The organism is Kitasatospora sp. NPDC057015 (assembly GCF_042673745.1).
Classification (GTDB): domain Bacteria; phylum Actinomycetota; class Actinomycetes; order Streptomycetales; family Streptomycetaceae; genus Kitasatospora.
The window spans coordinates 86,537-108,683 of record NZ_JBHUSG010000037.1; the positions used below are offsets into that span (position 1 = coordinate 86,537).

A 22,147-nucleotide genomic window follows, 5' to 3' on the forward strand; every position below is an offset into this window, starting at 1 on the left:
GCATCACGGGTTGCACGAACGCCTTCCGGGCGCGGCCGACGGATCCCACCGTGCTCACCACCCCCACCTGACGGTAGTCCTGCTCTACGGCTGCCCGCCGAGCCCGAGCTTCTTCACCCCGAACGGGGAGAAAATCATGTGGGCAGCCCAGCCGTGGTGGATGAGCGCAATCTGGGAAGGCACTGGCGTCACCGGATAGATGGCCTTGCCCCGCGACCAGTTCGCGAGCAGGCCCTCGGTGGTGTCGACCGCGGCGACGACCATCGTCACCTGCAGGTTCCCGTCGCCCCACGTGTTCCAAAGGGCCCACCCCTCGGGTCGGGCCTCGACCCCGAGGCGGGCGCACGCCTCCTCATAGGTCTCCTCCATGCCGTCCGGCATCGCCCCGGGACGCAGAATCACCACGCCCGCGAGTTTCAGATCGGGGCGATCCGCCTCATCGTCGAGGCAGCCGTCCCCGGGGAAGTGGTAGTGACGAAGCCTTCGGGCCAGGGCGTTCACCGCCCGTTGCAGGGGCGTCGCGTCGTCTGCTTCGGGCTGATACAAGAGCCAGCCCTCGGTCGAGGCGGCACCCGCGACCACTCTGGCGAGTCGTTCTATCTCTCGCAGGTGGTCCAGTTCGGACAGTTCAGGTCGCGTCACGGCGGCCAGTCTCGCAGCGGCGCACGGTCGGGGCATCCCAGTTTCCACACCGGGCCCTCGCCGGCCAGCCCTGACAGGGACCGACCCGAGAGGAACCGGGGCCGGTACCGAGGAACCACCACTCGACAGCAGCCGCCAGGCCGACGTGGACGAAAGCCACCCGATCGGGGTGGCTCTGAAACTCGCCACCGATCACGACTACATAGAGAGCCGCACCCGGCGCGCGATCACAAAGTGGCTCCCGAACTCGCCGTCCTACCGGCTTCACCCTGTCGAGAACAGCGGTCCCGCCTGACTGACCATCCGCCAGCGACCACGACCCGCATCAAGCGGCCTGCCGATACCGGGAGGACAGCCGAGTCCCTGCCAGCCAACTGCCCGCTACATCGCCAGCATGTCACTCCAACCGGCCCGGGCGGGCACCGCATCCACCTGACGGCCCCGCCTCGCTGCCGTGCGGGGCCGTCAGGTGGATGCGCCGTCACTCACAGCCGCCTTCGGTTCGACTGGGCCGCACCCGGCAAACCGCCAGCCGGCAGCGGCTGGCACCGCTGCCGTTCCCCGGGCCCGGCCGGTGCAGACGGTCGGGAACACGCACGCCGCCGGACCTTCGAAAAAAAATGCCCGGACTATCCGGACAGCGTCCGCGAAGCCTTTGCCGGGTGAGCCCGACGCCACCGCCGTACCGGTCGAACCCTACGCTGTCAACCACCCACCCCCGGCCCGCACAAACAGCGCTCCTGCAGCCACAAGGTGTGGTCCTCCTGCTCGCTCTCCCCGGCACTGGTGGTGAACGGGCCGAGAAGGTCGTACAGCTGGCGGGACGTCACGAGCCGGCTCTGGTAGACGACGGCCAGCGCCATGCGGGTCGAAGTCCAGGCCGTCCTGTCCGTCCGAGCGCCGCCGTGGCCGGCGCGACTTCACGGAGGCTGTTGCCACCATCGAGGGTCTCCTTCAGAAGTGGTGCAGTTGCACTGAAGGGGACACCGCATTCCTTGACGGATCCCTTGATGAACCGGCACCACGGCATAACGACCGGGCAACGGGAGGGGCGTCAAGGTGTGACTCCCATCCCTTGAAGAGGGTGCTGTCAAGGTATCCGCACCTTGACGAGGTACATGCGCCTCTGCGCTGTCTCACCCGCAGTCAGGCCGGCTATGAGGCGATGGCCTGCGCGGGATTCACCGCGACCTCGCGCACTGTGAAGGCCTGGGGCGCGGGGAAGCGGAAGCCGAACCATGCGAACCGGGACATGCTGGACGCCGCGTACTGGGTTCTGCGGCGGCACAACGTCGTCACCTATCTGAAGCGCCGGTCGAACAACAACGGGGCCGGCATCCGGGTGGAGATCTACCCCGTCGGCCGAGCGGCGTCCTGGAGTCCCGCCGCCGCGACATCTCCCACTGGGCCATCGACGTCCGCGGTGCCTGGGACGACATGGTCGACGTCTGGCACAAGGGACCCAGCGACCCCGGCGCCGCCCAGATGCTCGACATCATCTGGGACGAGGTCATCACCGATCTCGGCTCCGACTACGACGCCTACTCCTACGTCACCCACATCGGCTTCGCCGCCTGACCACAGGGCTCTGAAGGGAGGCAGGATGGATCAACTGCCTCCCTCAATCGCCTTCTGCAACAGTGAGCGGATCGTCAAAGCTGTTTTCAGATCGGCTTCATGTACAGCGGGACGGAGGAGTGCCAGTCCCTCGTAGAGAGCTACGGCTTCCTGTGCGGCTGGCAGGGCTTCTTCGAGCCGTCCGAGGTCCCCGAGCTGGATGGCGAGGTTGTTGAGGCTCATGGCGAGGTCGGGGTGGTAGGTGTCGGGGCGGGTGCGGGCCAGCTCCCGTCGGATGTCGGCGGCTTCCTGTGCGGCGGGCAGGGCTTCTTCGGGCCGTCCGAGGTGCCCGAGCTGGTTGGCGAGGTTGTTGAGGCTGGCGGCGAGGTGGGGGCGGTAGGTGTCGGGGCGGGTGTGGGCCAGTCTCTCGTAGAGGGCCACGGCTTCCTGGCCGGCGGTCAGGGCTTCTTCGGGCCGTCCGAGGTCCCCGAGCTGGTTGGCGAGGTTGTTGAGGCTCGTGGCGAGGTCGGGGTGGTAGGTGTCGGGGCGGGTGCGGGCCAGCTCCCGTCGGATGTCGGCGGCTTCCTGTGCGGCGTTCAGGGCTTCTTCGAGCCGTCCGAGGTTCCCGAGTTGGATGGCGAGGTTGTTGAGGCTCATTGCGAGGTCGGGGCGGTAGGCGTCGGGACGGAGGAGTGCCAGTCCCTCGTAGAGGGCCACGGCATCCTGTGCGGCGGTCAGGGCTTCTTCGAGCCGTCCGAGGTTCCCGAGTTGGATGGCGAGGTTGTTGAGGCTCGTGGCGAGGTCGGGGCGGTTGGTGTCAGGGCGGGTCTGGGCCAGCTCCCGTCGGATATCGGCGGCTTCCTGGCCGGCGTCCAGCGCCTCCTCGAACCGCCCAAGGTTCCCGAGCTGATTGGCGAGGTTGCCGAGGCTCGTGGCGAGGTGGGGGCGGTAGGTGTCGGGTCGGGTCTGGTCCAGCTCCCGGTAGGCGTTGACGGCTTCCTGTGCGGCGTCCAGGGCTTCTTCGAGCCGTCCGAGGTTCCCGAGTCGGTTGGCGAGGTTGTTGAGGCTCGTGGCGAGGTGGGGGCGGTAGGCGTCGGGCCCGGCTTGGGTCTGGTGGCGGTAGAGGACTACGAGGCGTTCGGTGAGGTTGGCGGCAAAGGGGGCGAGGGCGTGGCTGGCGTGGGGCAGTTGGTGGGCGAGTGCTTCCAACGCGGCGAGGGCAAGGGTTTGGGTGAGCTGTTGGAGCCCATCCAGCAGCGGTTCGGGTTGTTCGGTTCGGGTGGCGGTGTCGATGGCGGCGGGGGCGAGGGTGGCAGGGTGGGTGGTGATCAGTGCGGTGAGGTGTGGGTGGAGGGTGCCGTTGAAGACGGTGTGGCCGGCGGCGCGGGTGTAGACGGTGAGGCACTGGGCGGCCTGAGATTCGCTGGTCTCGTTGGTGACCAGGTGATGGGGGAGTTCGGGGTACTGGGTCAGGTGGCGGCCGATGAAGCGTTCGGTGAGGCGGTCTGGTTGCAGGCTGTCCCACACCTGGCCGCTGGTGGTGGGCGGGTAGAGGGCGGTGATCCAGGCGCGGACCGCGGTGCGGCGATCGTGATTCTGGTCGGCGAGGCCAGGCACGAGCCGCAGCAGCGCGTCGGCCTGGGCGCGATTTTCGGCGCCGAGGAGGAATGCCGCGGCGAGGGCGTCGGTGAGGGTCGCCGTGGTCAGGGTCGGAGTGAGCTCGCGGGCGGCAGCGGTGGTGGTCCAGTACCGCTTCTCGTGCTTGAGCAGCCGGTCCTCCACGCCGTGGGCGCCGGCGGGTGCCGGCGTACCGGGGCCACTGTCCGGGGGATTCTGGGTGGCGGCGTCGAGGAGATCGGCGAGGGCGGTCATGTGGAGGGTCAGCGCGCCGGCCAGCGCGCCGGCTTTGAGCTCGCGGGTCTGGAGCCGGCCGGTGATGGCGGTCCAGTCGTGGTTCTGCCAGGTCGGGAGCTGGCTGAGGTGGCTCGCGTATCCGTCGAGGGCCTCGTGGTAGGCCTCGGCGCGGGAGGTTCCCGCGTCCGGCTCCAGGGGGCCGAGGAGGATGTCCTCGCTGCCGTCGAGGAGGTCCTCGGCGGTGGGGGTGGCGGCCTGCAGGGCGGTCCACCAGTCGCCGGCGGTGCGGGCCAGGAGCAGCACCTTGAACGCGGTGGTGCCCGGGTGGCGGGCGGCGGCTTCGAGTACGGCTAGGAGCTGTTCGGTGCGGGTTTCGGCGTAGTCGACGACGACCAGTAGTGGCTTGGCCGCGCCGGCGAGCACCTCAAGATCCTTATCGGATGCGTTCGCCCGCAACCACAGAACCGCGTACTTCTCGGCGGCGAGGAGGCCGGCGAGGTGGTCGGCGAAGCGGGTCTTGCCCTGGCCGCCGGGGCCGTGGAGGAGGTGGGCTCCGAAGCCGGGCTGGCGGCACCAGGCGGTCAGGGTGTCGATGAGGTCGGTGCGGCCGCGGAAGGGGACGGCCTGGCGGCGGGCGCGCAGCAGTGCGGCGGGGGAGCCGGCCCGGCCGGCCGGCGGCTCGGGGTTCTCGGCGAGGTGCTGCCACTCGGCTGCCTCGAGCACCGTCCCGGCGTGGGGTGCGTGCTTGGCCAGGGCGGTGCGGAAGGCCGGGTCGTGGTGCAGGACGTAGGCGGGGACGGCTTCCAGGGCGGCGTGGGCGCGTCCGGCGGGGTCGGAGCCGATCACACCGGCGAGCAGGTCGCCGCAGAACAGGGCGCCGCCGGAGATCCCGCCCCAGGGCGATTGCCCGTCCTGGCGGTCGGCCGGGGGATGGGCGGTGATGTTCATGACGTAGCGGTTGCCGACGTCGCGGTCGCCGGGGTTGAGAGTCCCGGCGGGGTGGAGGGTGTCGGTGGCCCGGCCCTTGCGCTGTACGAGGTCGGGGATGCCCCAGGTCTCGCACGCGGTGCCCGGTCGGGTGGTGACGAGCCGTCCCCACCGCACCCCGGCCCCCGCCATCGGCGTCCAGGCGGTGTCGTCGACGAGCAGCAGGGCGGCGTCATCTACGCCGCCCGGGGTGCCCCGCCACACGGTCCGCGCCGCATATGTGCCGGGCCGGCCCGGCCGGTACACCGTCACCGCCGCACCCACCGCCGGGGCGACGTGAGCGGAGGTGAGCACCAGGGACGGTGCGATCACGTACCCCGACCCCGGCCCGGCAGGGCCGTCGACCGCTACAACCCGCTCCTGCTCCACCCGCAACCCCCACCCTCTTGAACCCGCGCCCGGCGCTGCCCGGACGCGCCCCTACACCCCAGAACCAGCGGGCTCGCACCGAGGACATCCGGCACGAGCCCACCAGCTGGCCAGTCAGTCCGCGATGCGCCCGGAGACGTCACCGGGGCCCTGCGCGCGGTGCGCCTTGCCGTGGACGAGGAGGTCGCTGCCGTCGGCCTTCTGCGGCTGGAGGGTGACCTTGACCCGGTGCGTGCTGGCCCGGGAAGCGCCGGCGGCCACGCTCGCGTCCACGACCCACGCCTTGAAGCCCGCCTTCACCTTCGTGTCGGCCTTCAGCTCGACGGCGAACTCCAGCTCCACCGGCCCGACCTTGAACACCACGTCCTGCCCGACCCCCCGAGCCGCGGCCTCCAGCAACTCGTCCCGGACCGCAGCAACCGCATCCGCCAGCTCGATTCCCATCAACAACCCCCAACTCCCCGCCGCACAGGCGGAACCGCCCTATGAGACCCACCACGGTAGAGCACCAGCAGGGGGCCGACGGACCACCGTTGCGACACGCCCAACGAAACCTCCCAACGGCACCTTCGAAGCCGTCGGCACCATCGGACGGGTACTCATCAGTACGTACTGCGCGGCTGGTCCGGTCAGAGCTCCTCATGTCCCCCGGAGCGTTCGAGTGGGTGTTCCGAGGACCTAGCGGGCCTACCGGGCCTGCCCCTCGGGGCAGACCTCGGCGAGCAGGTCCAGCAGGTACTCCGTTACCTGCCCGGCCTCGCCGGCCTGCACCCACGTGTAGACGGCGGTGCGCAGCTGGGCATCGACCCTCTGCAGGACGTACCCGTCCACCAGGGCGCCGCCCGCGCCCGGCTGTTCGCGGGCCAGGATCTGCCGGGGCCGGTCCTCGTCCTCGGCCAGGACCTCGACGTCCTCGGCGTCCGGGGAGTCCCGGAGCTGGTGCACCCCCGCAGCTCAAGACCCGTTTTCGGAACGGCGGAAATCCAGACAACCCTTCTTCTGGCCCTTTCCTGGTTGTTGGTGGTTCGGTTTGGTCGGTTGGCGTTTGGCCCTGCCGGGGGCTGCTGGGTTGGTGGTGGCGTCCGACAGGTGCCGGCCGCGCCCCCGCCACGTTCGGGCGGGCTGCGGCCGCCCACCGCCGATCATGCAGAGCGACGTCAGAACGTCAGCGGAGGACGACACGAGGTGTCAGTAGTCGGCGACATGGATCCGGACCGTGATCGCGTGCAGGCGCAGACGGCTGCCCTCGCGGGGCGGGGTATTCGCGCTGACAATCCCGATGTCGCCGGTCAGGACTATCCCATGTCGTTCGACAGTGGGCGTCCAGCTGTGCCGGCCGCAGAGGCGCCGGCGGCGGACCGGCGGGCGGGGGTGGGGGCCTGCGGGCCCCAGCAACACCCCGTACGGGTGTCCCGGCCGGGCTACGCCGTCCAGGCCGGGCTCTGGGGCCTTGAGCTCGCTCTCTAGGCCCTCCGCCGGTCGCCGCGCGGCCGCCTCCGCCTGACGGCCTGTGTCGATGCCGCCCGAGGCGCGAGGGGCCGCTTGGCGGACGAGAAGGGCGAGGCCTCCCGCTGCCCCACCGGCCGCCGGCGCCCTGGCGCCCATGGCGTCTGCCGTGATGTTCCGTTTGTCAGTCGTTTCGCAGTCATCTGACTGATGTGGTGCGCGGAGGCGGTGCGGCAGATTGTGGGCGGATGCTGGCCCTCTTCGGGGCCGGACGAATTTTCATATGGATGGGGATTTGATTTGAGAGTCGTACTGAAGCGGTGGCGACTGTTGCCGATCGCGCTGCTGGCTGCCTTTTCCGTTCTGCTGGGCTCTGGTACCTCGGCTTACGCCGGGCAGCCCAACGAGGAGAACACGTGGCACAAGCAGGGGGTCAATGCCTACAGCGACATGAGCGAGGCACGAGACCCGCAAGGGAACTCGCTCCAGGTCTGGGAGGGGGACGGCCAGACTATTCAGGTCCGTGTCAACGGTAGTGCAGCCTTCGCATTGGCCAACGCGCAGACGCGCGCTGCCCCGGTGGTGCAGTACTCGAACGGTCAGTTCGTCATCTTTCACACCGGCACCAACGGCTACGTCTTCTATGAGTGGGCCGACCTTGTTTTCGGGGCGGACGGCACCTACAGCCTCCGGACCCATGGCTGGATCCAGGTTCCCAACGGTGTCCGGACCAACTCGAATGAGCCCGTGTCGGTGACGGTCGCCCCGGGCGGGCTGTACCTGGCATTCCTCGCCGCGGACAACAGCGGCCTGCTCTACGGCGACTTCTACAGCCGGGACACGGGCCAGTGGAACAGCCCCTCGTTCATCAACGGCGCGAGGTCGACGCTGGGCCCGACAGTCTCCTACAGCTCGAACGGCCGCATGTTCATCCTCGCGTACACCGGCGAGGACCGGCGGGTGTACATCGCGCGGCTCGCCTACGGGAGCAACGACTGGGGGGCATCCGTTGCCCTCCCCGGTGTCCACACCTATGACCGTCCCGGGCTGGCCATGGCAAGCAACGGAAACGGCCAGGTCGCCGTCCGGACCGCCGACCTCGACCTGATCGAGTTGAACTCCATCACCGAGAACCTGGGCTCCAGCGGCTGGACCTACGACACCGGCGGCATCATCGCCCGTTTCGCGCCCGTGGTCCTCGCATACGGCACCTGGTTCTATGCGATTGTCACCGCCGGCAACGGCGACGTCTGGTGGAAGAACACGCGGCACTGACGACCGCCCGCCCGCACTCGGCGGGCACGGAGCAGGGAACCAAAGCCCAATCCGCGCCCGCCGCAGCCGGGCCGAAGAAAGTTCTGCGATGGACGGGAGGATCCACTCCGTCGCGGCCGACAGTGCGTTCACCCCCCAGGCGGGTGTCCGGCAGCCGCCGCGAGGTGCCAGCCGCCGGGCGCTCCAAGCCGCCGGAGTGGCAGCTTTGGCGCGGAGTGCGGCTGGCGCCTCGCGGTGCTGTACCGAGGGGGCGGTGTTCAAGCGGTGTCTGGGGGGACAAGGACTACCGTGGCATCGATATTGACGCCTTGGACACCGGCGACATTGGCTTCATAACCATAGGGCACGTTCATGTCGAGCAACCCGTCCCCGTAATAGGGCCTGTCCCAGTGGAAGACGAACTGCCCCGCATCTGAGTTGTAGGTGGCGAAGCCTTCCGTGCCTGTGAGTACTCCCTCTGATTCACTCTCCCAGGTCCTCGATTTGCCGGACGGGATAGTACCGGGAGGCTCAAGCTCTCCTCCATGGCTCCATATGCCGTGCGGCAGCGTCGCTCCCTGGAATCGCAGTTCATCGTCGGATTCCTCCTGGCGCTCCTGGGCAGCAAGGTTTTCCACCTGTCCCTGGCCAGCGGCCGCCCCTGGTTGCACTACTGATCGCCACCCTGGGCGCCGTACTGTTCGGCGGCGTCCTGGGATCCCTGCAACGGCGGGTCGTCAGGCAGCGCGTCCCTGTGCCCCGCAAGGCATGGATCACCGCCAACATCGGACCCGCCCTGCTCGCCTGGCTGTTCGTGATCATGCCCGCAGTGATCGACGCCCAGAACACCGACAAGAACGCCTCCACCGCCTACCTGCTGGCCGCCAGCCAGTCACTCGCCCTGGGACCACTGCTCGGCCTGTCACAGTCGATGGTGCTCCGCCCCCTCACCCGCCGCTGGGGCTGGTGGATCGGCGCGAACTTTGCCTCCTGGCTCATCGTCGACGCCCTCGTCCTCCTGCTCTCCCACTTCGCAGCCGGCCCCGACGTCATCACGGCCGACGGCTCCATCGCCGGGGTCTACCTGACCCTGATCGCCACCACCCGCCTCACCGGCCGCGCCCTGCGCTGGGTACTGGCCCCCTCCGCCCTGACCCCCACCACCCCGCCACCCACCTGACAAGCCAACCGCATCCAGGTCCGGGCGCGGGTCGGCACGGAGGGCGGCCAGCGCCGCGGCGCCGTTGGCGGCCCTGCTGATCGCACGGGCGGGGCTTGGCGGGGCAGACCCTGCTCGATCAACGTGGCGTCGCCGTCGTCGTCCTCGACGACCAGGACGCGGTGGCGGGCGGCCGGGCCGGGTGCGCTTGCGAGCCCGAGTAGGAGGTCCCCCTCCCGCACGGCGCTGCGCAGCCGGCGTTCGATGGCGTCCTGCAGGTGGGTCGGCGCGCGGGCCTGAGAGGGTATGTCGCCGGGGCTGTCCGGAGGGGTGGTCAGGTTCGTCAGGCGGCGCACGAGGTCGGTGGCGCCGGTGTCCCCGAGGGCGGCGATTTCGTCCTCCGAAGCGGCGTCGAACGCGTGGCTGTCCGGTATCCCGCCGGCTTAGGGGCCGCTGCGCTCATCGTACGTGTGTGCTGATCACCACCGGGCGGGTCACAGCGCAGCGGCCCGCAGCGTCGGCGGTGCACCGGCGGACTCGGCAGGGGCGGCCCTCGTCGCCCCTGCGACGTGGGAACCGGTCGCAGGGGCGGAACCGCGAGGGACTACGGTCGCCAGACCACAGCCAGGTGGGACGCGTACATGGCGCCGCCGTGGAGCAGTTGGACCCCGGCGACGAGACCGGCGTCGTTGACGAACAGGGCGGCCGCGTACTGCTCGCCTCCGGCGAGCGGCAGCACGGTGGCCGTCCCGTCGGGGCTCCAGCGCACTGCCTGCTGGTACTCGCGGGCGGGAATGCCGCTCCAGGTGTATCCGACGACGGTGGCGGCGGCGTTGATGCCGCTGGAAACGGTGCCCGTTGTGCCGGCGGGCGCCCCGAGCGTCCTGCGGACGCCGTCGGGACGCCAGAGGGCCGCGTCGTGCCGGGCGGTGTCCGGGTCGGCGGGCGGCACGGTGCCCGCGATGTAGCCCGAGGCGTTGAGCACCGTGGCACTGGTGCCCGCTCCCAGGTCCCGGCGGCTGCCGCCGGCGCTCCAGACCAAGGCGTGCCCGGCGCCGGAGTCGGGGTCCGCCGTCCCGCTACCGATCACGGTGCCCGCGTCGTTGATGCCGGTGGCGGACGTGTAGCGGTAGGCCGGTGGTGCGCCGAGGGCGGTGACGGCCCCGCCGGGGCTCCAGAGCACCGCGTGCCGGGGGTCGAGGGAACCGGCCCCCGCGGAGTAACCGACCACCGTGCCCGAGCTGTTGACCGCGGTGGCGACGGTGCGGACATCGCCGGCGAGCGGTGCGAGCGCGACCACCGTGCCGTCCGGGCGCCACGCCACTGCGTGTTCCTGTCCCGCGTCGTTCCAGGAGGTCCCGACCGCGGTTCCGCCGCGGTTGACCGCGGTGGGCCGGCTGTACAGGTCGCCGGGCAGTGCCGCCAGGGCGGCGGGGGCGCCGCCGGGGGCCCAGCGCACGGCGTGTGCGCCGCCCGGCAGGCCGGACTGCCAGGAGAATCCGACCACGGTGCCCGCGTCGTTGAGCGCGACGGTCCTGCCGTACTGGTCGCCGGGGAGCGGGTCGAGGACGGCGACGGTGTGGTCGTTGTCCCAGCGCACCGCGCGGGGACCGTCACCGGAGCTGCCGGAGGACACGCTTCCGATGACGACGCCGAGCCTGTTGATCCCGGTGGGGTCGCCGTAGGGGGCGCCGGGCGGGGTGGGCAGCAGCACGGCCACGGAAGGTGCCGTGCCAGGGACGGCGGCTGCTGCGCCGGGTACGGCCGGCGCCGCGAGGGCGATGGCGGCCGTGGCGGTGGCCACCGCGACGGCGGCCCGTAACGCGCGGGTGGTGCGGAAGATCGCTCGGGTGGCTGCGGGTGTGCTCATGACGTTCGGTTCCTGTCTCGTCGACTGTGCGGATCGGCTGGACGGTGACTGGACGGGTCGGCTGGTGCCGGCCTTCATGAACTACGCACGGTGCGAGGGCTGTTGATGCGACGTACGGCGGCACCGGCCGGCCCTGACCGACGCCCGGTGCGGGCTCCAGTCTCCGTCACTTCGGGGCGGACCCGCAGGCCGATCGGCAAGCTGCTGCCGTGACGCAGGACACGGCGCGAGTGGTTTGCCGGGCCGGGCCACTGACACGGATGGCGGCGAACGGATTACGTTGGTAGGGATCGTCGGCTGCAGTCAAGTCGCCCACGGCAGGAGCTCGTACCGGTCACCGACTGATCGACGGCGGCTCACCTGCCCGGGTGTCAGATCAGCCCGGCGGCCGGCCGCGGATCTGCATCCGCCTGAAGGGGGAAGGCACCCACGTTGGCGATCGCCCGGCTGATCGCCCGCCGGGAGGTACGTCTGCGGGAGAAGACCCTGTCGGCGCTTCGAAAACCCCATCCCCGCCCCCGGGACGACCCGCCTCGCCCCCGACCCGGCCGACGGGACGGCCAAGCCTGCCGCTGCGTCCGGACGACCGCCGGTGGCGTCGTGCCCCGTCCGGGGCGCACGAAGCCGCGGCCAAGATCCCGCTGACCATCGTCCGCTGAGCATCCGACCACCCCGCCCCCGCCGGTCAGCTTGCTTCTGCGAGCATCCCGGGGCCTGTCGCGGGGGTTGACGTGTCCCTTTGCCGTGTGGGTGCTGTTGCGCCTGGGTGCCGCCCGGGGGCGCCGTGCGAGGGTGTCGGGGCCGCTTGACTGTGATCGCTCTGGCGTGGGTCGGCGCCGCTACCGCAGTTCCGACGATGTCCGTTCGGCTGCCTCCGCGAGCTTGGCGGCCAGATTCTTGAGGGCTGGTCGGAGTTCGTCCGGGCGGTGGATGGTGAAGGGCCATTCGAGGCAGGCGAGCATGTGTGCCATGCCGTCGAGGCGTTCGGCCCGGGCGTGCATCAGGACGCCAGTGGGTTGGGCGGTGAGCGTGACGGTGGTGTTCGGCAGCCTTCGGGCGATCTCGTCGAGGGGGCCGTGGATCGTTACCTCGACCTGCCAGCGGTAAGGCCCTTGAGCGAGGGTTGAGGCCAGGTGGGCGACGGGGTCGAAGTCGTTGGGTGTGGTGAAGGTTTGCGGGCGGGGGTGGACGGAGGCGATGCGGTCGATGCGGAAGGTCCGCAGGTCGTCGCGGAGATGGTCGTGGCCGACGAGATACCAGCGACCGGTGTGGAAGACCACGCCGTAGGGGTCGATGTCGCGCTCGCTCTGCTCCTGTCGCCAGGACTGGTACTTGATGCCGACCGTCGTTGTGGCGTGGGAGGCCTGGGCCAGGGCAAGCAGGACTTCGCTCCCGGGTGCCTGGGCGCTCACGGCGTTCGCAGTGAAGAACAGGGTTTCCCGCATGGCGGTGAGCGGTTCTCGCAGGGCGTTCGGAAGCACTCTCTCGATCTTGGCCCGGGCGCCCGCGCCGGCCAGCACGGTCGTGCCCATCCCGAGCCGCTCGGCGGCGAGGAGTCCGAGGACGACGGCGAGGGCCTCGTCGTTGGTGAGCACCAGGGGCGGCATCCGGTAGCCGCGGGCCAGTCGGTAGCCGCCGTAGCGGCCGCGTTCGGCCTCCACGGGGATGCCCAGGTCGCGCAGGTGAGCGATGTATCGGCGGACCGTGCGGACGTCGGTGTCCAGCCGGTCGGCCAGCTCGGTCCCGGTGAGTCCGGCGTTCGACTGGAGCAGTTCCAGCAGGGTCAGTACACGGGTCAGGGGATGCGACATGGGTCACTCGACATTTCAGGGCTGATTCTGTCCTGTATGGACTCTACGCTCCCCGCAGTACCTCACTTCAGGGAGATCACATGGCCACCTTCGTACTCGTTCCCGGCGCCTGGCTCGGCGCGTGGGCCTGGGAAGACACCGCCCGCGCTCTGCGGGAGCATGGCCACACGGCGCTTCCGCTGACACTGACCGGCCTGGCCGAGCACGCGGAGGACGGCGGGCCCCAGACAGACCTGGACGCGCACATCGCGGACATCACCGACTTCGTCGAGAAGAACGATCTTCGCGAGGTCACCCTGGTCGCCCACAGCTACGCGGCCGCCCCCGTCACCGGGGCGGCCGGGCGCCTCGGCGACCGGCTGGAGCGCGTGGTCTACGTGGACAGCGCCCCGTTCGCCGCGGGCATGCGCATGCTGGACCTCATGCCACCGGAGGCAGCGGACCAGCTGAGCCAGCAGGTCGCGGCCCACGGCGACGGCTGGCGGCTGCCGATGCCGCCGCTCGAGGTCCTGGGCCTGTCCAGCAGCCTCGACGGCCTCGATGAGGACCGGCGGGACGTGCTGAGCGCGCGTGCCACCCCTCAGCCGTTCGGCACCTACACCCAGCGTCTCGCCGGCCCGGCCGAATTTGGCCCCGGCGTGGACCGTGTCCTGATCGCCTGCCGCGACTTCCAGGGCCTGCTGGACAGTGGGGTGCCGGGGCTGGCCTTCCTCAACCACGCGCCGTGGCGGCGCTTCGACCTGCCCACCGGGCATTGGCCGATGCTGTCGGTGCCTGCCGAGCTCGCCGACATTCTCCGAACGACCGTCTCCTGACCGAGACCGACCCAACGAGGCACGATGACAATGCTCGACGAGGCGCTCGCCACGGAGACTAGCTGCTCGCCGTCGAGAGGGCCCGTGCGACCAGGCTGACTCCGGCGCCGCGGCCGCCGAGGAGAGGCGCGGCGGCTCTTGGTGGCGCCCTCCCGGCTGCCTGCCGGGTACTCGTGCGGGTGGCATTCCCGAGTGGGCCGAGCGAGGGCCCGGCCCGGTCGGTGCGGTCGCGGGACGTTGCGGTTGGCGGTGGGGCAGAGCACGGTGCTGGAGGATCCGCGGGACCGGGCCGGGATCCGCGCGGCGGGGGAGAAGGTCCGGGCAGCTCGTTGTGGAGCTGGGCCCGCTCGAAGGCGAGGTACGCGCTCTTGGTGCGGACTTCCGGATCCGGTTCGCCGAGCAGTTCGAGCAGGACGGGGAGCTGGGCGCGGACCGCGTCGTAGGAGCGCGCTCTCACGGGCGTCGACGGAGTGCCCCGCCGCACAGTGATCCCGTCCCTCGCGCAGGTTCTTCAGCCGCTCCTCGTCGGTCTCGGCGGCGATCTGCTTCTCGTACCAGCGCAGGCCTTCTTCGGGGCTGATGGCCGCGGCGCGCCATGCGGCGGTGTCGATGCCGAAGGGGAGGTCGTACTCGTCGTGCCGATCGACGGCGAGGCGGGTCAGCAGCATCAGGGCGCTGGCCTGGGCCTGCGACGGCGATCCGGGTGATGAACGGTACGGCGTACGGAGAGGCCGAGTACCGGCTGCCCTGGTGGAAGATGTTGCCGAACAGGCTGCGGAAGGCGCTCTCCCGGGCCTTCTCGTCCGGCCCGGACACCGCCCGGAGTTGGCCGGGCACGTCCTCGGCGCTGCCGTAGGCGTGCCCCAGGGCTGCCCAGTCGATGTCGTCCAGCCCTGCCAGAAGACGTCAGCGGGCGGCACCGGCGGCGGGTGATCCCGGCGGTGCCGCGTTCGCGCCTCGGACGCTCCACCTGCTGGTGGTTCACCGCATTTCCCTGGTACCGCAGTTGGACGTGTGCGCGCGGCACGCCGTAGCCACCTCTGGACGCGAGGACGGGTCGTCCCGGTAGGTCGGACGTGCAGAAGCGAGAGTGACCTGCGAGCCGTCCGGGCGGCCCCGTCGTCGGTGACGGGGCCGCCCGTGGTGCGGCAGGACGCTCAGAGGTACTGACGGTGGCCGTCTGCGTTGAGCGGGGACCACCACTGGTCGTAGTTGGTGGCGCCGTCGCCGAAGAAGCCGGCGTGGCCTTCGACGATGAAGCCGTTCTCCCAACGGAAGACCTGGATCCCGCGGGCGTCGAGCACGTCGTAGGGGGAGGTGCTGCCGGCGGGGGCGCCGGGGCGGACGGCGTGCACCTTGACCACGTCCATGGACTCGTTGCCGCTGATCATGCTGGTGAGCAGTTCGACCTCGAAGTTGCCGCCGGCGGCTTCGGTGAGGGCACGACGGAAGTCGAGGAGGGCGTCCAGGCCGACATGCCGGCCGGCCTGGGCGTGACGGCCGGGGACGAAGAAGTGGACGTCCTCGGACCAGTACTTGGCGGCTTCGGCCCGGTCGCAGGAGATCAGGGCAAGGTAGGCGTTGGTGACCAGCTCGGGGGTGACTTCGGTCATGGCGTCGGCTCCTGTTCGTTGGACAACTGACGGGTGAGCCAGGTGTGGACGGCTCGGGCGGTGGGGTCGGCGTGCTCCTCGAGCAGGGAGAAGTGGTCGCCGGGGGTTTCCCACACGGTGGCGGTGCCCGCCCAGGACGGCGCCGGGGGCGTGGTGCCGGGCAGGGCGTCGGTGGCGCGCAGGAAGAGGGTCGGGGCGGTGACTGCCCCGGGGGTCCAGCTCTCGAACACCCGGAAGTAGGCGCCCATGGCGGTGAGGGACTGCGGGTCGGCGGGTGCGTCGCCGCGGCGCGCGAACAGGCCGTCGGTGAAGGCGGTGGCCAGGGCGTCGTCGGTGTCCTGCTGCAGGTAGGTGTCGAGCAGGACGAGGGCCTGCGGGCCCTGGCCGGACGCCTCCAGACGGGCGGCCACCGCGTGGGCGATCCAGCCGCCGGAGGAGTAGCCGAGCAGAGCGACCGGTGCTCCGTCCGCATACCGCAGGACGGCGTCGGTCTGGGCCGCGACGACGGCGTCGAGGTCGGCCGGGAGCGGCTCGCCGGGGAGGAAGCCGGGCTGTGGCAGGGCCGCCACCTCGCGCAGGCCGCGCAGCGCGCTGGCGAACCGGGCGAACTGGTGCGGTCCGGACAGGGCGACGACGGCCGGGAAGCAGAGCAGCGCGGGGCCGTCGGGGCCAGCCGCCAGCCGGACCGGCAGCGGGGGCCTGGGCAGGTCCGAGGGAGTGCGGAACGACGGGAGGAACCGGGAGGCGACGCGCAGCAGGTCGATACCGTCGAGGGTGCGATTGGCTGCGCGGGCCTGCTGGAAGAGGGAGTTGACGGTGGGTCCGGGGTCGGTGGGAGGCACGGAGGCGCGGTCGAGCTCGCTGCGAAGGTGGTCGACCAGGGCCGGTAGGCTGGGGTGGTCGAAGACCACGGTCGCAGCCAGCTGCAGGCCGGTGGCCGTCTCGAGGCGGTTGCGCAGTTCGACGGCGGTGAGTGAGTCGAGGCCCAGTTCGGGCAGCGAGTCGTGTTCGTCGACCGCTTCGGGGGAGGAGAAGCCGAGCACGGCCGCGACCTCGGTGCGGACGACGGTCGGCAGGTCGGGGCGGCCCGGCACCGGGGCGGCGGGGCGGTGGGGCGCGGTCGGGGCCGGGCGCCGCAGGAGCGGGCGCAGCAGTTCGGGCAGGGGCCGGTCGGCGGTGTCGGGGTGGGCCGGGTCGATCAGCAGCGGGACGAGGACGGGGTCGGGGCCGGTGCCGCTGAGGGCGGCGTCGAGCAGGGCGAGGCCCTGTGCGGGGGTGAAGGCCTCGACACCGCTGCGGGCGATCCGGTGCAGCTCGGCGGTGCCCGCCATGCCGCCGTCCTGGACCCAGGGGCCCCAGGCGAGGGCGAGAGCGGGCAGGCCGAGGTGGCGGCGATGGTGGGCGAGGGCGTCCAGGAAGGTGTTGGCGGCGGCGTAGTTGGCCTGGCCGGGGGCGCCGAGCAGGCCGGCGGCGGAGGAGAACAGGACGAATCCGGCGAGTTCCTCGCGGAGGGTCAACTCGTGTAGGAGCCAGGCTGATCGGGACTTGGCATGCAGGGCTCGGGCGAGGCGCTCCGGGGTCATGGAGGCCACCACGCCGTCGTCCAGGACACCCGCGCAGTGGACGACCGCCGTGAGCGGGCGCCCGGCCGGGACGGTGGTCAGCAGCCGGGCCAGGTCCGCGCGGTCGCCGACGTCGCACCCAGCGACGGTGGCCGTGACGCCGAGCACCTCCAACTCGGCTGCCAGCGAGGCCAACCGCGGGTCGTCGGCGCGGCGGCCGACGAGCAGCAGGTATCGAACGCCGTGGGCGGTGGCCAGGTGCCGGGCGGTCAGACCACCGAGGGCGCCGGCAGCACCGGTGACCAGCACGGTGCCCTCGGAGTCGAAGGCCGGTGCGCCGGTGGTGGTCGGACGGTCGACGGGCGCCAGTCGGGGAAGGCGCGGCTCGCCGTTCCGGATCGCCACCTGGGCGGCGTCCGAGGCGACCACCGCCGACAGCGCCCGCCACGACGCGTCAGTGCCGTCCACGTCCACCAGGGCGAAGCGGCCGGGGTGTTCGGAGGCCGCCGACCGCACCAGGCCCCAGAGCGGGGCGTGGGCGAGGTCGGGGACGTCCTCGGTGGGCGAGGCCGCGACGGCGCGCCGGGTGAGAACGACGAGCCGGGAGTTCTTCCACCGTGCGTCGGCCAGCCACTCCCGGACCAGTTCCAGTGCCCGGGTCACCGGGGCCCGGTCGGCGGGCTCGTGCGCGGTGAGGAACGGGACGAGTACGGTGCCCCCGGCCGGGGCCGGCACGGACGCCAGGTCGTCGGCCCGCCGCACGGCCTCGGACGGCAGCGCCTCGGACGGCAGCGCGTCCGCGGCGCCGAGGATCGTCCAGGGGTATGCGTCCGGGGAGCCGGGCGTGGCCGCGAACGGCCGCCAGTCGACGCGCAGCAGGGAACGGACGGGGCCGGCCGGCGGGGCCGCGACCGGGCGCAGCGTCAGGGCCTCGACGGAGGCTGCCGGGGCACCCGTGGGGTCGGTCAGCTCGACGGCCACCGTGTCGGCGCCGTTCGGGGTCAGCCGGACCCGCAGCGCCCGTGCCCCGGTGCGGCACAGGCGGACGCCACGCCAGGAGAAGGGCAGTACGACCGGCGCGGGTGCGCCGTCGAGGGGCAGCCCGAGGGCGTGCAGGGCGGCGTCGAGCAGGGCCGGGTGCAGGGCGAAGGTGCCGGGGTCGGAGACGTCGTCGGGCAGCGCTATCTCGGCGAACAGCTCGTCACCGGCGCGCCAGGCGGCCCGCAGGCCTTGGAAGGCCGGCCCGTACGCCAGCCCGGCCGCGGCCGAGTCCCGATAGAGGTCGGTGAGGTCGACGGGCTGTGCGGCGGCCGGCGGCCAGGGGGTCGCAGTCCCGGGCGGTGCCGGGTTCCCCGGCCCGGCGGGCGCCAGGGTGCCGGTGGCGTGCCGGGTCCAGGCGTCGTGGTCGGCGGCGGTCCGGGCGAAGACGCGGAAGGCGCGTCGGCCGGCCTCGTCAGGCTCCTGGACGGAGAGCCGCAGCGGCACGCCGCCCCGGTCGGGGACCGGGAGCGGAGCCTCGACCACGAGCTCCTCGACGGTGGGGCAGCCGAGTTCGCCGCCCGCGTGCAGGGCCAGCTCGACGAAGGCGGCGCCGGGAAGGACCGCGGTGCCGCCGACCCGGTGCTCGGTCAGCCACGGCAGGACCTGGACGTCCAGCGTGCCGGCGAAGACCGTGCCGTCGAGGTCGGGGGCCCCGACGGCGGCGCCGAGCAGGGGGTGCCGCTGGTCGCGGCCGTGCTGGGGGCCGGCCGCCAGCCAGTAGCGGCGCCGCTGGAAGGCGTAGGTCGGCAGCGGTACCGGACGGCCGCCCGAACCGGTGTGGACGGCCGCCCAGTCGACGGCGACGCCCCGGACGTGCAGTGCGGCGACGGCCGCGGCGAGGGACTGCGCCTCCGGCAGGCCGGGGCGCAGCAGGGGTACGGCGGCGCGTTCGCGGTCGTCCAGGCAGTCCCGGACCAGGGCGGTGAGCGTGGCGCCGGGGCCGACCTCGACGAAGGTGGTCACGCCGTCGGCCTCCAGGCGGCGCACCGCGTCCCGGAACCGTACCGGCTGCCGCAGCTGGCGGACCCAGTACTCGGGCGAGCGGAGCTCGGTGGCGCCGGCGGGCTGGCCGGTCGTGCCGGAGACGACGGGCAGCGACGGTTCCCGGAAAGCGATACCCCGGGCGACCTGCCGGAACTCGTCGAGCATGCCGTCCATCCGGGGCGAGTGGAAGGCGTGGCTCACCCGGAGACGCTTGCTGCGGCGGCCGGTTGCGGTGAGGTGGGCGAGGACCTGGTCGAGCGCGTCGGCGTCGCCGGACAGCACGACGGAGGACGGGCCGTTGACCGCTGCGAGTGCCACCCGGTCGGTGAGCAGCGGCAGTACCTCCTCCTCCGGTGCCTCGACCGCCGCCATCGCCCCGCCGGCCGGCAGCGGCTGCATGAGCCGGCCGCGCGCCGCGACCAGGGCGGCCGCGTCCGCCAGGTCGAGGACATCCGCCGCGTGCGCGGCCGCGAGTTCGCCGACGGAGTGCCCGGACAGGATGTCCGGACGGACGCCCCAGGACGCGAGGCGGCGCAGCAGGGCCGTCCCGACGGCGAACAACGCCGCCTGGGTGTACTGCGTCTCGTCCAGCAGGGCGGCCGCCGCGGTGCCGGGGTCGGCGGCCAGGAGCTCACCCAGCGGCCGGTCGAGCAGCGGGTCGAACGCGGCGCACACCTCGTCCAGTGCGGCGGCGAACTGACGGTCGGTGGCGGCCAGTTCGCGGCTCATGGCCGGGCGCTGGCTGCCCTGGCCGCTGAACAGGAAGGCCACCCGGCCGTGGCTCGCCCGTCCGGTCGGGACACCCTGCGCGGTGCCGCCCTCGGCGAGTTGCTCCAGTGCGGTCAGCCGCCCGGTCCGGCCGGTGGTCAGGACGGCCGCACGATGGGGGAGGGCGGGCCTGGTGGTGGCCAGGCTGAGGGCGAGGTCGGCGTCGGTGTGCTCGGGGTGGGCGCGGACATGGTCGAGCAGGCGCCGGGCCTGGCCGCGCAAGGCCTGCGGGGTCCGGGCCGACAGCAGCCACGGCACCGGCGTGGGGGCGGGCGTCCCGGCGGCGGGCGGGGGGCTGTCGGGTGCCGTGGGGGCCGGGATCCCGTCGGGGACCAGTTCGATGACGGCGTGGGCGTTGGTGCCGCTGATGCCGAAGGAGGAGACGCCGGCCCGGCGGGGCTCGCCGGTGGCCGGCCACGGGGTGGTCTCGGTCAGCAGCCGCATGCCGCCGTCGGACCAGTCCACGTGGGAGGTGGGCCGGTCGACGTGCAGGGTGCGCGGCAGGGTGCCGTGCCGCATCGCCTGGACCATCTTGATCACCCCGCCGACCCCGGCGGCGGCCTGGGTGTGGCCGAGGTTGGACTTGAGCGAGCCGAGCCAGAGCGGCTGTGCCGCGGTGTGCTCCCGGCCGTACGTGTCGAGCAGTGCCTGGGCCTCGATCGGGTCGCCCAGGACGGTGCCGGTGCCGTGTGCCTCCACCGCGTCGACCTGACCCGCCGTCAGCCCGGCGTCGGCGAGGGCCCGGCGGATCACCCGCTGCTGGGCGGGGCCGCTGGGGGCGGTGAGGCCGTTGCTGGCGCCGTCCTGGTTGACGGCGGTGCCGCGTACCACGGCGAGGACGGGGTGGCCGTTGCGGCGGGCGTCGGACAACCGCTCGACCAGCAGCACACCGACGCCCTCGGCCCAGCCGGTGCCGTCCGCACCGGCGGCGAAGGACTTGCAGCGGCCGTCCGGGGAGAGCCCGCGCTGGCGGCTGAACTCCACGAACGCGCCCGGGGTCGCCATCACGGTGGCGCCGCCGGCCAGCGCGAGCGAGCACTCGCCGGCCCGCAGCGCCTGGGCGGCGAGGTGCAGCGCGACCAGGGAGGAGGAGCAGGCGGTGTCCACGGTCACGGCGGGTCCTTCGAGGCCCAGCGTGTACGCGACCCGGCCGGAGGCGACGCTGCCGGCGGTGCCCGCACCGAGGTAGCCCTCGACATCCTCAGGGGTGTGCTGTGCCCAGGACCCGTAGTCGTGGTACATCACGCCGGTGAAGACCCCGGTGTCGCTGCCGCGCACCGCCAGCGGGTCGATGCCCGCACGCTCGAACACCTCCCAGGAGACTTCGAGCAGAAGCCGCTGCTGCGGGTCCATGGCAAGGGCCTCGCGCGGGCTGATGCCGAAGAAGCCGGGGTCGAAGTCGGCGGCATCGGCGAGGAATCCGCCCCGGTGGGTGTAGAAGGTGCCGCGCCGACGGTGCTCGGGGTCGTACAGGCCGTCGATGTCCCAGCCACGATCGCGGGGCATGTCGGTGGTGGCGTCCCGGCCGGCGAGGACGAGCTCCCAGAGATCCTCGGGGGAGGCCACCCCGCCAGGGTAGCGGCAGGCCATGCCGACGATCGCGATCGGTTCGTCGGTGGCGGGTGCGGTCCGGCGTGCGGTCGGGGCGGCGGCGCCGAGCAGCAGGGCCCGCAGCCGTTCGGCGAGGGCGCCGGTGGTGGGGTGGTCGAACACCGCGGTGGTCGGCAGCCGCAGGTCTGTGGCGGTGCCGAGCCGGTTGCGCAGTTCGATGGCCGCGAGCGAGTCGAAGCCGAGCTCGGAGAACGCGCGGTCGTCGGGGATGTCCTGCGGGCTTGGGTAGCCGAGGACAGCGGCCGTCTCGGCCCGCACCAGTGCGGCCAGCTCGCGCAGCTGCTCGGCCTCGGGAAGGAGGGCGAGGCGCTGGGCGAGGCCGGTCCGGTCGGGGCGGGGCGAGGACGCGGTGCGGCGCCGCTGCCGCCGGGGCCGCACCAGACCGCGCAGCAGTGCGGGCACCGCGTCGCCGTCGAGGCCGTGCGGGTCCAGGTGGAGCGGCGCCGCCAGCGGCTCGGATCCGCCGAGGGCGGCGTCGAACAGGGCCAGACCCTCGGCGGTGGGGATCGGCCGCATGCCGAGGGCGGCGAGCCGACGGCGGGAGGCGTCGTCGACGCGCGCGGTCATGCCGGAGCCGCCCTCCCAGAGGCCCCAGGCCAGTGAGAGGGCGGGCAGGCCGAGGTGGTGGCGGTGCTGGGCGAGGCCGTCCAGGTAGCCGTTGGCGGCGGCGTAGTTGGCCTGGCCGGGGGCGCCGAGCAGGCCCGCTCCCGAGGAGAACAGGATGAAGGCGGTGAGGTTGTGGTCTTTGGTGAGGTGGTGGAGGTGCCAGGCGCCGTCGGCTTTGGGGCGCATGGTGTGGTCGAG

15 protein-coding genes are annotated in these 22,147 nt (G+C 72.3%); 5 read left to right on the top strand and 10 right to left on the bottom strand.

All coding sequences use genetic code 11. The annotated features are described in order from the left end of the window. Window positions 1-84: 84 nt before the first annotated feature. Both ACFTWP_RS28730 and ACFTWP_RS28735 read right to left on the bottom strand, forming a co-directional pair. Entirely contained in the window at window positions 85-642 is a 558-nt protein-coding gene (locus ACFTWP_RS28730) for a hypothetical protein (RefSeq protein WP_380267806.1), read from the bottom strand. A gap of 704 nt (window positions 643-1,346) precedes the next feature. Further along, the gene (locus ACFTWP_RS28735; RefSeq protein ID WP_380267807.1) at window positions 1,347-1,472 is read right to left on the bottom strand and encodes a hypothetical protein; all 126 of its coding nucleotides are present in this window, start codon (window positions 1,470-1,472) and stop codon (window positions 1,347-1,349) included. Between the two features lie 607 nt (window positions 1,473-2,079). On the opposite strand from ACFTWP_RS28735, the gene ACFTWP_RS28740 reads away from it, so the two are divergent. Then, the gene (locus ACFTWP_RS28740) at window positions 2,080-2,220 is read left to right on the top strand and encodes a hypothetical protein (protein ID WP_380267809.1); all 141 of its coding nucleotides are present in this window, start codon (window positions 2,080-2,082) and stop codon (window positions 2,218-2,220) included. Window positions 2,221-2,250: 30 nt separating this feature from the next. On the opposite strand, the gene ACFTWP_RS28745 is transcribed toward ACFTWP_RS28740, so the two are convergent. From ACFTWP_RS28745 to ACFTWP_RS28755, 3 genes are all read right to left on the bottom strand, one after another. After that, window positions 2,251-5,352 (bottom strand): tetratricopeptide repeat protein, encoded by a 3,102-nt coding sequence (locus ACFTWP_RS28745; protein ID WP_380267810.1) that lies wholly within the window; start codon window positions 5,350-5,352, stop codon window positions 2,251-2,253. Window positions 5,353-5,523: 171 nt separating this feature from the next. Next, the gene (locus tag ACFTWP_RS28750) at window positions 5,524-5,853 is read right to left on the bottom strand and encodes a trypco2 family protein (RefSeq protein ID WP_380267812.1); all 330 of its coding nucleotides are present in this window, start codon (window positions 5,851-5,853) and stop codon (window positions 5,524-5,526) included. Window positions 5,854-6,096: 243 nt separating this feature from the next. Beyond that, a complete protein-coding gene (locus ACFTWP_RS28755) occupies window positions 6,097-6,354 on the bottom strand; it encodes a hypothetical protein (protein WP_380267813.1) in 258 nt (85 codons plus the stop codon). An 831-nt stretch (window positions 6,355-7,185) separates the two neighbouring features. Here ACFTWP_RS28755 and ACFTWP_RS28760 point away from each other — a divergent pair. Further along, window positions 7,186-8,130, top strand: a complete 945-nt coding sequence (locus ACFTWP_RS28760; RefSeq protein ID WP_380267814.1) for a hypothetical protein — start codon at window positions 7,186-7,188, stop codon at window positions 8,128-8,130. 257 nt (window positions 8,131-8,387) lie between these two features. Here the strand turns inward: ACFTWP_RS28760 and ACFTWP_RS28765 are convergent, their stop codons facing one another. Continuing rightward, complete coding sequence (locus tag ACFTWP_RS28765) at window positions 8,388-8,747, bottom strand: hypothetical protein (RefSeq protein ID WP_380267815.1); 360 nt, start codon at window positions 8,745-8,747, stop codon at window positions 8,388-8,390. Between the two features lie 116 nt (window positions 8,748-8,863). On the opposite strand from ACFTWP_RS28765, the gene ACFTWP_RS28770 reads away from it, so the two are divergent. After that, window positions 8,864-9,289: a hypothetical protein gene (locus tag ACFTWP_RS28770; protein ID WP_380267817.1), complete on the top strand. Its 426-nt coding sequence runs from the start codon at window positions 8,864-8,866 to the stop codon at window positions 9,287-9,289. Between the two features lie 583 nt (window positions 9,290-9,872). Here ACFTWP_RS28770 and ACFTWP_RS28775 read toward each other — a convergent pair. After that, on the bottom strand, window positions 9,873-11,138 hold the full coding sequence (locus ACFTWP_RS28775) for a hypothetical protein (RefSeq protein WP_380267819.1): 1,266 nt from the start codon (window positions 11,136-11,138) through the stop codon (window positions 9,873-9,875). Between the two features lie 839 nt (window positions 11,139-11,977). Further along, window positions 11,978-12,949, bottom strand: a complete 972-nt coding sequence (locus tag ACFTWP_RS28780; RefSeq protein WP_380267820.1) for a helix-turn-helix transcriptional regulator — start codon at window positions 12,947-12,949, stop codon at window positions 11,978-11,980. A gap of 80 nt (window positions 12,950-13,029) precedes the next feature. On the opposite strand from ACFTWP_RS28780, the gene ACFTWP_RS28785 reads away from it, so the two are divergent. Then, window positions 13,030-13,764, top strand: coding sequence for an alpha/beta fold hydrolase (locus ACFTWP_RS28785; RefSeq protein ID WP_380267822.1), 735 nt, complete (start codon window positions 13,030-13,032; stop codon window positions 13,762-13,764). A 706-nt stretch (window positions 13,765-14,470) separates the two neighbouring features. Next, entirely contained in the window at window positions 14,471-14,620 is a 150-nt protein-coding gene (locus tag ACFTWP_RS28790; RefSeq protein ID WP_380267823.1) for a hypothetical protein, read from the top strand. 301 nt (window positions 14,621-14,921) lie between these two features. On the opposite strand, the gene ACFTWP_RS28795 is transcribed toward ACFTWP_RS28790, so the two are convergent. Together ACFTWP_RS28795 and ACFTWP_RS28800 are read right to left on the bottom strand one after the other, a co-directional pair. Then, window positions 14,922-15,377: a nuclear transport factor 2 family protein gene (locus ACFTWP_RS28795; protein ID WP_380267824.1), complete on the bottom strand. Its 456-nt coding sequence runs from the start codon at window positions 15,375-15,377 to the stop codon at window positions 14,922-14,924. Continuing rightward, window positions 15,374-22,147: SDR family NAD(P)-dependent oxidoreductase (locus ACFTWP_RS28800; RefSeq protein WP_380267825.1), on the bottom strand; the 6,774-nt coding region annotated here is incomplete at its 5' end. The genes ACFTWP_RS28795 and ACFTWP_RS28800, both read right to left, overlap by 4 nt.